The 13,125-nt window shown below is 59.0% G+C and carries 14 protein-coding genes and 2 riboswitches; of the genes, 12 read left to right on the top strand and 2 right to left on the bottom strand.

Annotated features, from left to right (window positions below):
- Nucleotides 1-98 precede the first annotated feature (98 nt).
- Both gcvH and gcvT read right to left on the bottom strand, forming a co-directional pair.
- Complete coding sequence (gene gcvH / locus WBK19_RS10900; RefSeq protein ID WP_511289607.1) at nt 99-485, bottom strand: glycine cleavage system protein GcvH; 387 nt, start codon at nt 483-485, stop codon at nt 99-101.
- Nucleotides 486-508: 23 nt separating this feature from the next.
- On the bottom strand, nt 509-1,600 hold the full coding sequence (gene gcvT / locus WBK19_RS10905; RefSeq protein ID WP_511289609.1) for a glycine cleavage system aminomethyltransferase GcvT: 1,092 nt from the start codon (nt 1,598-1,600) through the stop codon (nt 509-511).
- 75 nt (nt 1,601-1,675) lie between these two features.
- Nucleotides 1,676-1,762: riboswitch (glycine riboswitch) on the bottom strand.
- Between the two features lie 6 nt (nt 1,763-1,768).
- Nucleotides 1,769-1,857: riboswitch (glycine riboswitch) on the bottom strand.
- A 61-nt stretch (nt 1,858-1,918) separates the two neighbouring features.
- Here gcvT and WBK19_RS10910 point away from each other — a divergent pair.
- The 12 genes from WBK19_RS10910 (at nt 1,919) to rbfA (ending at nt 13,123) form a co-directional block, all read left to right on the top strand.
- Nucleotides 1,919-2,806 (top strand): 3',5'-nucleoside bisphosphate phosphatase, encoded by an 888-nt coding sequence (locus WBK19_RS10910; protein WP_511289611.1) that lies wholly within the window; start codon nt 1,919-1,921, stop codon nt 2,804-2,806.
- Nucleotides 2,807-2,808: 2 nt separating this feature from the next.
- Nucleotides 2,809-3,435 carry an L-threonylcarbamoyladenylate synthase gene (locus tag WBK19_RS10915; protein ID WP_511289613.1) on the top strand — a complete coding sequence of 209 codons (627 nt, stop codon included), beginning with the start codon at nt 2,809-2,811 and terminating at the stop codon, nt 3,433-3,435.
- A 10-nt stretch (nt 3,436-3,445) separates the two neighbouring features.
- Nucleotides 3,446-4,093 carry a site-2 protease family protein gene (locus WBK19_RS10920; protein ID WP_511289702.1) on the top strand — a complete coding sequence of 216 codons (648 nt, stop codon included), beginning with the start codon at nt 3,446-3,448 and terminating at the stop codon, nt 4,091-4,093.
- A 7-nt stretch (nt 4,094-4,100) separates the two neighbouring features.
- Nucleotides 4,101-5,303 carry a tryptophan--tRNA ligase gene (locus WBK19_RS10925; RefSeq protein WP_511289615.1) on the top strand — a complete coding sequence of 401 codons (1,203 nt, stop codon included), beginning with the start codon at nt 4,101-4,103 and terminating at the stop codon, nt 5,301-5,303.
- Entirely contained in the window at nt 5,303-5,593 is a 291-nt protein-coding gene (locus WBK19_RS10930) for a lipid-A-disaccharide synthase N-terminal domain-containing protein (protein WP_511289617.1), read from the top strand. The genes WBK19_RS10925 and WBK19_RS10930 overlap by 1 nt, the downstream gene beginning before the upstream one ends.
- 4 nt (nt 5,594-5,597) lie before the next feature.
- The gene (locus WBK19_RS10935) at nt 5,598-6,437 is read left to right on the top strand and encodes a segregation and condensation protein A (protein WP_511289618.1); all 840 of its coding nucleotides are present in this window, start codon (nt 5,598-5,600) and stop codon (nt 6,435-6,437) included.
- A 28-nt stretch (nt 6,438-6,465) separates the two neighbouring features.
- The gene (scpB, locus tag WBK19_RS10940; protein WP_494648981.1) at nt 6,466-6,951 is read left to right on the top strand and encodes an SMC-Scp complex subunit ScpB; all 486 of its coding nucleotides are present in this window, start codon (nt 6,466-6,468) and stop codon (nt 6,949-6,951) included.
- Nucleotides 6,938-7,963: a 23S rRNA pseudouridine(2605) synthase RluB gene (rluB, locus tag WBK19_RS10945; RefSeq protein WP_511289620.1), complete on the top strand. Its 1,026-nt coding sequence runs from the start codon at nt 6,938-6,940 to the stop codon at nt 7,961-7,963. Before scpB ends, rluB begins: the two co-directional genes overlap by 14 nt.
- Nucleotides 7,964-8,082: 119 nt before the next feature.
- Entirely contained in the window at nt 8,083-8,523 is a 441-nt protein-coding gene (gene rimP, locus WBK19_RS10950) for a ribosome maturation factor RimP (protein WP_511289622.1), read from the top strand.
- A 21-nt stretch (nt 8,524-8,544) separates the two neighbouring features.
- Complete coding sequence (gene nusA / locus WBK19_RS10955) at nt 8,545-10,017, top strand: transcription termination factor NusA (protein ID WP_511289624.1); 1,473 nt, start codon at nt 8,545-8,547, stop codon at nt 10,015-10,017.
- Between the two features lie 17 nt (nt 10,018-10,034).
- Nucleotides 10,035-12,752: a translation initiation factor IF-2 gene (gene infB / locus WBK19_RS10960; protein WP_511289626.1), complete on the top strand. Its 2,718-nt coding sequence runs from the start codon at nt 10,035-10,037 to the stop codon at nt 12,750-12,752.
- Nucleotides 12,752-13,123, top strand: a complete 372-nt coding sequence (rbfA, locus tag WBK19_RS10965) for a 30S ribosome-binding factor RbfA (RefSeq protein ID WP_494648929.1) — start codon at nt 12,752-12,754, stop codon at nt 13,121-13,123. Before infB ends, rbfA begins: the two co-directional genes overlap by 1 nt.
- The last annotated feature ends 2 nt before the right edge of the window (nt 13,124-13,125 follow it).

A 13,125-nucleotide genomic window follows, 5' to 3' on the forward strand; every position in this document is an offset into this window, starting at 1 on the left:
TTGCATGGAAATACTTGAATACGTCATCCCCGCGCAGGCGGGGATCCCGTGCTTTACTTTTTCTCGGTTCCCGCTAATACGGGAACAACCTGCAGCTTTCAGGCGGCGTCGGCGACGGCCTGGTAGGCAGCAGCGTCGAGCATCTTGTCCAGATCTGCGGCGTTGTCGGGTGTTATCTTGAACAGCCAGGCAGCGTAGGCGTCCTGATTGACCGACTCCGGTGCGTCGGCAGCAGCCTGATTGACTTCGGTGACTGTGCCGGAGATCGGAGCGTACACGTCAGCCGCAGCCTTGACCGATTCAACGACGGCGATTTCCTTCTCGGCATCGAAATGGGCGCCGACTTCCGGCAGTTCGACAAAAACCAGGTCGCCGAGGGCTTCCTGGGCGTGGTCGGTAATGCCGACGGTGACGGAGCCGTCAGCGTTGAGCAGCATCCATTCGTGGGAGGCGGCGTACTTGAGGTTGGCGAGGACGTTGGACATGGTTTTCTCCTGAATGGGTTGAATTAGATGACTGCTTTGCCGTTGCGGGCGAATACGGGTTTGGTGACCTTGGCCTTGAGCGCCTTGCCACGGATATCGACTTCGACTTCGTCGCCGATTTGCACGCCAAGCGGCAGGCGGGCGAGGGCGATGGATTGCTGGAGCGTCGGCGAGAAGCTGCCGGAAGTGATTTCGCCGTCGCCCTGCTTGGTCGTGACTTTCTGATGGCCGCGTAGTACGCCCTTGTCGAGCAGGATGAGGCCGAGAAACTGCTTCTGCTGACCATTGGTGACCAGTGCTGCCTTGCCGACAAAATCGCGGTCGGTGTTGAGCGAAACGGTCCAGGCGAGGCCGGCGTCGAGCGGCGAAACCGTCTCGTCCATATCCTGGCCGTAGAGATTCATGCCTGCTTCCAGACGCAGCGTGTCGCGGGCGCCGAGGCCGCAGGGCGCTACGCCAGCGGCATTGAGCTTGTTCCACAGCGCTTCGGCTTCGCCGGCCGGCAGCATGATTTCGTAGCCGTCTTCACCGGTGTAGCCAGTGCTGGCGATGAAGTACTGATCGACTTCGGCGGCGAAGAAAGCCTTCAGGCCTTCGGTCGCCGCCTTGGCCTGCGGCAGCACTTCCCAGACCTTGGCGCGGGCATTCGGACCCTGCACGGCGATGATGCCGAGGTTGTTGGCGCCATCGCGGCGCTGGGTGATGGTGACATCGAGCTTCCATTCGGCGACCTTGGCCTGCATCCAGGCCAGATCCTTCTCGGCGGTGCCGGCATTGACGACGATACGGAAGCGCGTGTCGGTCAGGAAATAGATGATCAGGTCGTCGATGACGCCACCGGCTTCATTGAGCATGGCGGCGTAAAGCGCTTTGCCCGAAACCTTGAGCTTGGCCACGTCATTGGCGACGAGGCGGGAGAGAAAAGCGCGGCAATCGGCGCCGACGACATCGACCGGGCACATGTGCGAGACATCGAACATGCCGCAGTTTTTGCGGACCGCGTTGTGCTCCTCGATCTGCGAACCGTAGTTGACTGGCATGTCCCAACCACCGAAATCGACCATTCGGGCATTCATTGCGCGATGGGCGGAATTCAAAACCGTTTTCTTCAGCATATCAATCCTTTGCGAGCGTCTATTAACGTCGGTTCTAGAAACGGAAAAAGGGTGAAACGAAAGAATGGTCTTTCGTTTCACCCCTCTGTCCTCGATACCTGAGAGATTTGCCCCATCGGTGGATGTCGGCAACAGCCGCCATCGCTCTCCAGAGTTTTTTGGCTTGCGCCGTGTTCCGCGGTCCTTTTGCCTGAGCGTTTTCGGGTGGATTTGCGCCTTCGGCGGCAGACGGATCTGCGCTCTCCCACGGAACGGGAGGCACTATAACGGGATGCAGCGGTCAGATCAACCTGCTGCACTGCACAAGGGGCTCGGGGCATGGCCTCCTTCATGCTAGAATCTTCGTTTGCCTTCAACTGCTTACCCGTGACGCCAGCCAATTTCGATTTTCATAGCCACTCCATCGTTTCCGACGGCTTTCTGCCACCACAGGTGGTGGCGCGGCGCGCGGCGGGCAACGGGGTTGATCTGTGGGCGCTGACCGATCACGATGATCTTGGCGGTCTGTTCGAAGCACGGGTAGCGGCTGAAGAGGCGGGAATGGGCTTTGTTAACGGCGTCGAAATCTCCATCGAATGGCGCGGCGTGCCGATTCATGTCGTCGGTCTCGGTTTCGATCCGGCAAACCCGGCATTGAGCGGAGGCCTCGACGAACTGCGGGTGGGGCGTATCGAGCGGGCCAAACGGATGGGTGACGCACTCGCCGCCATCGGCATTCCCGGCGTCTATGAAGGCGCACTGTGCTTTGTGACCAATCCGAGCCTGATCTCGCGTGCTCATTTCGCGCGCTACCTCGTGTCCATCGGTATTGCCCGTGACGTGCCGGGCGTATTCCAGCATTACCTGGCGTCGGGCAAACCGGGGTATGTCGATCATCGCTGGGCGACCCTGAATGAAGCCGTCGGCTGGATCAACGGCGCCGGCGGCGTGGCGGTTGTCGCGCACCCGGCGCGCTACAAGATGTCCGGCGCCGACATGCGCCATTTTCTCGATGACTTCAAGGATGTCGGTGGGCAGGGCATCGAAGTGACCTGCGGCAGCCATTCGCCGGATCATGTCATGCATTTCGCCCGTCTGGCCCGGCACTACGCATTTCACGCCTCGCGTGGCTCTGATTTTCACGGGCCGGAAGAAAGTTATGTCGATCTCGGCAAGCTTCCACAATTGCCGGAAGACTTGAAACCGGTTTGGCGCCTGGTGGTTTGAGCATGGCTCGCGTCGTCAATATCCACCCCGAATCGCCGCAGCAGCGCCTGCTCGCTCAGGCCGCCGACTTTATCCGTAAAGGCGCCATCGTCGCCCTGCCGACCGATTCCTGCTACGCCCTCGGCTGCCATCTCGGTGACAAGGAAGCGCTGGATCGCATCCGCCTGATTCGCCAGATGGATGAGCGCCATCATCTGACGCTGATGGTCCGCGATCTTTCCGAAATCGCCCATTTTGCCCGGGTCGACAACGCCCAGTATCGTTTGCTCAAGGCGGCGACGCCGGGCAGCTACACCTTCATTCTCGAAGGCTCCAAGGAGTTGCCGCGCCGGGTCATGCATCCGAAGCGCAAGACCATCGGCCTGCGCGTGCCGGATCATCCAGTGGCGCTGGCTTTGCTCGAAGAGCTGAACGAGCCTTTGCTGACGACGACTCTGCAATTGCCGGGTGACGAGTTTTCGCTGACCGAAGGATGGGAAATACAGGATCGCCTCGATGACCAGCTCGAGCTGATTCTCGACTGCGGTCCTTGTGGTACCGAACCGACGACGGTCATCGACCTGACCGGCGCTGCGCCGGAGCTGATCCGGGCTGGTCGCGGTCCCCTTGAACTGTTCGGACTGGGCTGAGATGCTGGATATCAACGCTATCATCCAGACCATCGCGATTCTTGCACTGCCGCTGGTTTTCGCCATCACCTTGCATGAAGCAGCCCACGGCTACGCAGCGCGCCATTTCGGCGATCCGACTGCCTGGCAGGCCGGGCGGATCAGCCTGAACCCATTGCGTCATATCGATCCGGTCGGCACCATCCTGATTCCCCTGAGCATCCTGCTGTTTTCCGGCGGCAATTTCCTGTTCGGCTACGCCAAGCCGGTGCCGGTTGATTTCAGTCGTTTGCGTGATCCGAAAAAAGACATGTTCTGGGTTGCCGCCGCAGGTCCTGGTGCCAATCTCCTGATGGCCTGCCTGTGGGCGCTGGCCTTCAAACTTTCGTGGCTGCTGCCGCAGTTTTTCAGTACGCCGCTGGCGCGCATGGCCGAGATGGGCATTCAGATCAATTGCGTGCTCATGGTGCTCAATTTGTTCCCCTTGCCACCGCTCGATGGTGGGCGGATCGCCGTCAGCCTGCTGCCGCATTCGTTAGCATGGAAATTCGCCAGGCTTGAGCCCTGGGGCTTTCCGATTTTGCTGGTGCTGCTGTTCACCGGTATCCTCGGCGCAATCATGAATCCGCTGGTCAATGCGTCAGCCTGGGTTATCGCACTCATTTTTGGTCTCTACTAAATAAAATATGTACGCAGAACGTGTTCTCTCCGGCATGCGCCCGACCGGGTCGCTGCATCTTGGCCACTACCATGGTGTTCTCAAAAACTGGATCGAACTCCAGCACGAGTATCCCTGCCTGTTTTTCGTTGCTGACTGGCACGCGCTGACCACGCAGTACGATAATCCGCAGGGTATCGAGAAGGCGTCGATGGACATGGTGGTCGATTGGCTGGCTGCCGGTGTCGATCCCAACCAGGCGACGCTGTTTGTCCAGTCGCGGGTGCCCGAGCACGCCGAACTGCACCTGCTGATGTCGATGATGACGCCGCTCAGCTGGCTCGAGCGCGTGCCGACCTACAAGGACCAGCAGGAAAAGCTGGCTGGCAAGGATTTGACGACCTACGGCTTTCTCGGCTATCCGCTGCTGATGAGCGCCGACATCCTGATCTACCGCGCCGACAAGGTGCCGGTTGGCGAGGACCAGATTCCGCACGTTGAATTCACGCGCGAGCTGGCTCGTCGCTTCAATCACATGTACGGCCGCGAACCGGGCTTCGAGGACAAGGCGCGCGAAGCCGTCAAGAAACTGGGCAGCAAGAAGGCTCGCCTCTATGAAGAGATGCGGACCCGCTTCCAGCAGAACGGCGACCGCGATGCCATCGAACAGGCCAAGGCCGTGCTCGACGAAGTTCAGCACCTGTCGATGGCTGACCGCGAGCGCCTGTTCGGCTACCTCGAAGGTACCGGCAAGATGATTCTGGTTGAGCCGGGCTACCTGCTGACCGAAGCCTCCAAGATGCCGGGGCTGGATGGGCAGAAGATGTCCAAGTCGTACAACAACACGATCACCATGCGCGAGTCGGAAGACTCGGTGTCCAAGAAAGTGCGCAGCATGCCGACCGATCCGGCCCGCGTGCGCCGTACCGATCCGGGCGAGCCGGCCAAGTGCCCGGTTTGGCAGCTACATCTGGTCTATTCGAACGATGGCTGCAAGGAATGGGTGCAGCAGGGCTGCCGCACGGCCGGTATTGGTTGCATCGAGTGCAAGCAGCCGGTGATTGACGCCATCCTCAAGGAACAGGCGCCGATGCGCGAGCGCGCACAGGTCTATCTGGATGATCCGACCCTAGTCAAGAACATCATTGCCGACGGCTGCGAGAAGGCCCGCGAATACGCCCGCGAAACCATGCGCGACGTGCGCGAAGCGATGGGGCTGGAATACCACTGATGTACGGTTATGACTGGGAAACACTGATCTGGCTTGGTATTGGTTTTGGTGGCCAGGCGCTGTTCATGATGCGCTTCGTCATCCAGTGGTGGAGCAGCGAAAAAGCCAAGATGGTCGTCATTCCGGTCTCTTTCTGGTATTTCAGTCTGGCCGGCGGCATCGTGCTGACCATTTACGCCATCCATCGCAAGGATCCGGTCTTCATCTTCGGGCAGGCGCTCAGCCTGGTCATTTACGTCCGCAACCTGCATCTGCATTACAAGGGCAAGGGCCGCCCCGCGGCCTCCTGAGCGCATGAGCGACGTCCTCGAAGTGCTTCCTGTTGGCGAAGTCGAGCCGCTAGCCCGCGTTTACGGTCAGCCGCTGGAGCAGATGCCGCTTGACCTGTACATCCCGCCAGATGCGCTGGCCATCATGCTCGATGCCTTCGAAGGGCCGCTTGACCTCCTGCTTTACATGATTCGCCGCGCCAACATCGATATCCTCGATATCCCGATGGCGCCGCTGACCCGGCAGTATCTTGATTACGTCGAGGCGATGCGGGCGAGCAATCTCGAACTGGCCGCCGATTACCTCGTGATGGCGGCCATGCTCATCGAAATCAAGTCGCGCATGCTGCTACCAAGGCCGAAGCTGGGCGAGGGCGACGAGGCCGAAGATCCGCGCGCCGAGCTGGTTCGCCGGCTCATGGAGTACGAGCAGATGAAGCTCGCCGGCCAGAATCTGAACGCGATGCCGCAGGCCGAGCGCGAGTTTTTCTGGGTCGAGACGTTGGTCGAGAAATCGCTACTGGTCCGCCGGCCGGAAGTCTCGGTCGATGACCTCAAGGAAGCCTGGATGGCGGTTGTTCGCCAAGCCGGGCTGAAAAAGCATCACCAGATCGGGCGCGAAGAGTTGTCGGTGCGCGAGCACATGGGCATCATCCTGCGCGCATTGCAGGCCAAAGGTGGCTTCGTCCAGTTCGAGACCCTGTTCGATCCCGACATGGGGGTGCCGGGTCTGGTCGTCCATTTCATTGCCATGCTTGAACTGGGCCGCGAAAAACTAATCGAAATCACCCAGACCGAAGCCTTTCAACCCATTTACGTCCGAGTGCATCAAGGTGGAACCGAGTCAGGTCAAGAGAGTGCTTGAGGCAGCGCTGCTCGCCGCGCGCGAGCCGATGTCGCCAAGCGATATGAAAAAGATGTTCGACGAGGATTTGTCGACCGATACCCTGCGCAAGCTGCTCGACGAGTTGCGCGAGGAATGGGCCGAGCGTCCGGTCGAACTGATCCAGCTCGCCTCCGGTTGGCGCTTCCGGACGCGTCCGGAATACCTGCCTTATCTTGAGCGCCTGAACCCGGAGCGGCCACCGAAATACTCGCGCGCCGTCCTCGAAACGCTGGCCATCATCGCCTATCGTCAGCCGGTGACGCGCGGCGATATTGAGGAAATCCGCGGCGTCGCAGTCAATACCAATGTTGTCAAAACGCTGGAAGAGCGCGGCTGGATCGACGTTGTCGGTCATCGCGAAACGCCAGGCCGGCCGGCCCTGTTTGCCACCACCAAGCAATTTCTCGATGATCTGGGATTGCGCAGCGTCAGCGAACTGCCGCCGCTGGAACAAATCGCCCAGACACTGGAGCTGAACTATGAAAACCAATAAACGCACACCTCTCCGTTCCGCCAGCAAGCCGGGCGGATTTCAAAAAAGGCCGGAAATTCCGGTTGACCGTGGCAACCCTGCGCCGCGTGGTCGCACCACCCGCAATGCTCGCGAAGAGGTGCCCGAGGCCGAAGAAGTGGTCGAGGCGCCCAAGCCGCGTCGCCGTGCCGCGCTGCCGGCAACCGGCCGGGCCAGTCGGGGCAATATCGCGCGCAATGGCAAGGCGGTCGTCGAAGCCAAACCGGAGCGTCTGCAAAAGATTCTCGCCCAGGCCGGTGTCGGTTCGCGTCGCGAAATGGAAGAGTGGATTGTCGCCGGTAAGGTCACCGTCAATGGTGTCGTGGCGACCATCGGCCAGTCGGTCGTACCGACCGACAAGGTCAAGATTGGCGGCCGGCTGATCAATATCCGCTTCACCGGCAGCACCCGCCCGCCGCGAGTCCTGATGTATCACAAGCCGGAAGGCGAAATCGTTTCGCGTGACGACCCTGATGGCCGTCCGTCAGTTTTTGCCGCGCTGCCCCGTATGCGCGGCGGTCGCTGGATCAATGTCGGCCGTCTCGACTTCAATACCTCAGGTCTGCTTATCTTCACGACGTCCGGCGATCTGGCCAACAAGCTGATGCATCCGAGTTCGGAACTGGTTCGCGAGTATGCCGTTCGCGTGCTCGGTGAACTGACGCTCGAAGCACAGCAGCAATTGCTGCATGGCGTTGAACTTGAGGATGGCCGAGCCAATTTCGGGACCTTGCACGACGGTGGCGGCGAAGGCGCCAACCACTGGTATCGCGTCACCATTTTTGAAGGCCGCAACCGCGAAGTGCGTCGCATGTTCGAGGCGGTCGGTGTTACGGTCAGCCGCCTGATCCGAGTGCGGTACGGCCCGTTTGTTCTGCCGCCGCAATTGAAACGGGGCATGGCGCGCGAGCTCAAAGAGGTAGAAATCAAAATGCTGCTGCGCGACCTTGAAAACAACGCGCCAGCGCCCCGAAAGGGCCCTGAGAGCACCTAAATCGATTGTCGAAGGGGAATAAATCCGTTATAATTCACGGGTTTGTTCCTCCCGTCGTTTTTGGCGGGGCATCTTTTTTTTCATGAGGTGGGCGTTTCGCCCATTTTTTATTTGTGGCTATGGATTTAAACACGCTGCTGGAAACGACTGTTGTCGGTCTGGGTTATGAACTCGTTGATGTCGAGATGTCGCCGCGTGGGCGGACGATTCGTGTCTTCATCGATGCGCCTGGTCGTGCCACGGGGATCGATGTCGAAGATTGTGCCAAGGTCTCCAATCAATTGACGCGCGTTTTTGAGGTCGAAAACTTCGATTTCGACCGTCTTGAAATTTCTTCGCCTGGCCTCGATCGTGTTGTCAAGAAGGCCGAAGACTTCGAGCGCTTCGCTGGTCAGGAAATCCAGATCAAGCTGCGTATACCGCACGGTGGCCGCCGGAACTTCCAAGGCGAGCTGCTGGGCTGCAAGGATGGCAAGGTTGGTCTGCGTCTTGCAAAAGATGATGTGGAACTGGAATTTAATAATATCGAGAAGGCACGACTGGTGCCTCGTTTCGACTGAAGGACTAGGAGGTTTTAGCCCATGAGCCGTGAAATATTGCTGCTGGTTGATGCACTCGCCCGCGAAAAGAATGTCGCCAAGGAAATCGTTTTTGGCGCCCTTGAGCTGGCCCTTGCGTCGGCCACCAAGAAGCGTATCCATGACGAGGCCGACGTTCGCGTCTCGATTGACCGTAACACGGGTAGTTATGAGTCCTTCCGTCGCTGGCAGGTTGTGCCGGACAACGAGTACGTCAACGAGTATCTGCAGATTCCACTGTCGGAAGCCCAGAAGGATGATCTGGACATTGAGTCCGGCGACACGCTCGAAGAAAGCCTTGAGCCGATCGATTTTGGTCGGATCGGCGCTCAGGCCGCCAAGCAGGTTATCCTGCAAAAGATTCGCGATGCCGAGCGTGAGCAGATCCTGTCTGACTTCCTTGATCGCAAGGAGCATGTCGTTTCCGGCACCATCAAGCGCATGGAGCGTGGTAACGCCATTGTCGAAGCAGGCAAGATCGAAGCCCTGCTGCCGCGCGACCAGATGATTCCCAAGGAAAATCTGCGCATCGGCGACCGCATTCGTGCCTATTTGCTGCGTATTGACCGCAATGCCCGCGGTCCTCAGATCATTCTGTCGCGCACCGCCCCTGAATTCATCATCAAGCTGTTCGACATGGAGGTCCCGGAAATTGCCGATGGCCTCATGGAACTGAAGGCCTGTGCCCGCGACCCCGGTCTGCGTGCCAAGATCGCCGTCAAGTCTAATGATCCGCGTGTTGATCCGATCGGTACCTGCGTCGGTCTGCGTGGCTCACGCGTTACCGCTGTGCGTAACGAAATCGGCGGCGAGAATATCGACATCGTGTTGTGGTCGGCTGATCCGGCCCAGTTCGTGATTGGCGCCTTGTCGCCGGCCGAAGTTTCTTCCATCGTTGTTGATGAAGAAAAGCACGCCATGGACGTGGTGGTTGACGAAGATAATTTGGCTATCGCCATCGGTCGCAATGGTCAGAACGTTCGTCTGGCCTCTGAATTGACCGGCTGGACCATCAATCTGATGACCCAGGACGAGTCAGCCAAGAAGTCCGAAGCCGAATATGCCGTGACCCGTGTCACGTTCATGGAAAAGCTGGACATCGACGAAGAGCTGGCCGATCTGCTGATTGAAGAAGGTTTCTCTTCGCTCGAAGAAGTGGCTTATGTTCCGCTGGCCGAAATGCTGGAAATTGAAGGGCTGGACGAGGGGATCGTCAATGAACTCCGCAACCGTGCCCGCAATGTTTTGCTGACGGAAGCGATTGCAACCGAAGAGAAGCTGGAAAATGTTTCCGAAGACCTGATGGGTCTGGAGGGAATGAGCAAGGAATTGGCCGCGAAACTGGCAGGTCACGACGTCAAGACTCGCGATGATCTCGCGGAGCTGGCGGTAGATGAATTGACGGAAATGACCGGCATCGACGACGAGCGTGCCAAGGGACTCATTCTGACGGCACGGGCTCACTGGTTCGAGTGAGCAGGAGGTAGCAAAATATGTCTGCAACAACAGTTTCACAATTTGCCGTTGAACTCAAAATGCCGGTCACGGCCCTGCTCGAGCAATTGAGCAAGGCTGGTGTGGGCAAGGAGAGCGCCAACGACGCGCTGAACGATCAAGACAAGGCCAAACTGCTCGATTATCTGCGCCGGGCACATGGTGACGAGTCGAAGACCAAAATTACGCTGACGCGCAAGTCGACTTCTGAAATCAAAGCGACCGATTCCCATGGTCGTGCCCGCACCGTTCAGGTCGAGGTCCGCAAGAAGCGTGTTCTCGTCAAGCGGGAGCATGGCGAGCATGCCCCTGAGGCAGAACTCGAAGGGCTCGAGCTTGAGTCCGAGTTGCCGGTGGTCGAGCTAGTGCCCGAACCGGAACCTGTTCCTGAGCCCATCCCGGAACCAGTGGTTGAGATTATTCCTGACCCGGTGGTCGAAGTGCCGGTTGAGGTGCCAGTTGAAACGCCGGTCGAACCGGTTGTCGAGAAGACCGGGCCGGTTATTCTGGACCGCGCTTTGATTATTGGCGAGAAGGAGCTGAAGGCCCGCGAGGTCGAATCCCGTCGCTATACGACACTGCGCGAAATTCAGGAACGCGAGCTGCGCCAGAAGCAGGCGCGTGAAGCTGAGCTGGTCCGTATGCGTCAGCAGGCAGAGGTTGCTGCCGCCGCCGCCAAGGTCGCAGAGCAGGCCAAGCAGCAATCAGCTGCTGCAGCCAAGGCGGGCGAAGCTGCTGCTCCGGCTGCCGCTGCCGACAAGGGTACCTTGCACAAGAAGCCGGATGCGCCGGGCAAGAAGGGTGATAAGGGACGTGCTGCCGACGACGGCAAGAAGAAGGGTGGTCTGAAGACCCGCGGTTCCGATATCGGCAACTCTTGGAAGAGCGGTCGTGGCGGTCACAAGAAGTCGCACAAGGATGACGATGGTCAGGGCAGCTTCCAGGCGCCGACCGAACAGGTCATTCGTGAAGTTCATATTCCCGAAACCATTTCCGTCACCGATCTGGCCCACAAAATGGCCATCAAGGCCATCGAAATCATCAAGGTCATGATGAAAATGGGTTCAATGGTTACCATCAACCAGGTTCTGGACCAGGAAACGGCGATGATTGTCGTCGAAGAAATGGGCCACAAGGCGTTCGCCGCCAAGCTGGATGATCCGGATGCCTTCCTCGAAGAGTCGGCTGATCACAAGGATGTGCCGCTTGAGCCGCGTGCTCCGGTGGTGACTGTCATGGGTCACGTCGACCACGGCAAGACCTCGCTACTCGACTACATTCGTCGTGCCAAGGTTGCTGCTGGCGAAGCCGGCGGCATTACCCAGCACATCGGTGCCTACCACGTTGAAACCGATCGTGGCATGGTTACCTTCCTTGATACCCCGGGTCACGAAGCCTTTACGGCCATGCGAGCCCGTGGTGCCAAGGCAACCGATATTGTCATCCTGGTTGTGGCGGCCGACGACGGCGTCATGCCGCAAACCAAGGAAGCGATCCACCATGCCAAGGCGGCCGGTGTGCCGCTGGTGGTTGCGGTCAACAAGATCGACAAGCCGGATGCCAACGCCGATCGCGTCAAGCAGGAACTGGTTGCCGAAGGCGTCATTCCGGAAGAGTACGGCGGCGATTCGCCGTTCATCTCAGTGTCTGCCAAGAAGGGTACCGGTATCGACGAACTGCTCGAACAGGTACTGCTCCAGGCTGAAGTGCTCGAGCTGAAGGCGCAGAAGGATGCGCCGGCCAAGGGCCTGATCATCGAAGCGCGTCTCGACAAGGGGCGTGGTGCCGTGGCAACGATGCTCGTTCAGTCCGGTACGCTCAAGCGCGGCGATGTCGTGCTGGCCGGCCAGGTCTTCGGTCGCGTCCGTGCCATGCTGGACGAGAACGGCAAGCCAATCAATGAAGCAGGTCCATCCATCCCGGTCGAAATTCTCGGTCTGTCAGATGTGCCGGCCGCTGGTGAAGAAGCAATCGTGCTCACCGATGAAAAGAAGGCGCGTGAAATCGCGCTGTTCCGTCAGGGCAAGTACCGAGACGTCAAGCTGGCCAAGCAACAGGCAGCCAAGCTTGAAAACATGTTCGTCCAGATGACGGAAGGCGAGGTCAAGACCCTGCCGCTGATCGTCAAGGCCGATGTGCAGGGTTCGCAAGAAGCCCTGGTCCAGACGCTCGCCAAGCTGTCGAACGAGGAAGTTCGAGTTCAGATCATCCACGGTGCCGTCGGCGCGATCAGCGAATCCGACGTCAATCTGGCGCAAGCTTCCGGGGCGGTCATCATCGGCTTCAACATTCGTGCCGATGCCGGTTCGCGCAAGCTGGCCGAAACCTTCGGCGTCGATATCCGTTACTACAACGTGATTTACGATGCGGTCGATGAGGTCAAGGCAGCGCTGTCAGGCATGTTGTCGCCGGAGAAACGCGAACAGATCACCGGTATGGTCGAAATTCGCCAGGTCTTCCAGGTGTCCAAGGTTGGCGCCATCGCCGGCTGTTACGTGCTGGAAGGCTTCGTCAAGCGCAATTCCCGCGTCCGTCTGCTGCGCAACCACGTTGTTCAGTGGGATGGCGAACTCGACTCGCTCAAGCGCTTCAAGGACGACGTCAAGGAAGTTCGTTCCAACTTTGAATGTGGTCTTTCGCTGCGCGGCAATAACGACATCATCGTTGGCGACCAGCTGGAAGCTTACGAAATTCAGGAAGTGGCACGATCGCTGTAATGAAGAAAAAAGGATTTCAGCGTAGTGATCGGGTCGCGGAGCAGGTACGCCGCGACCTTGCCGATCTGATTCGGACTGAATTGAAGGATCCGCGCGTCGGCATGATTAGCCTGACGGCTGTCGAGCTGACGCCGGATTACGCCCATGCCAAGGTGTTTTACGCGACGCTCAATTCCGAGCATCTGGAAGAGATCGAGCGCGGCCTGAAGCGGGCGTCCGGTTTCCTCCGCCGCGAACTGGGTCGTCGTATCCATATCCATACGTTGCCGGAGTTGCATTTTGTTTACGACAACTCCATCGAGCACGGTGCCAGCATGACCTTGTTGATCAATCAGGCCAACGCGCTGAGCGATCAGACGCCGGAAGACTAAGC

The organism is Azonexus sp., assembly GCF_049652925.1.
Taxonomy (GTDB): Bacteria; Pseudomonadota; Gammaproteobacteria; order Burkholderiales; family Rhodocyclaceae; genus Azonexus.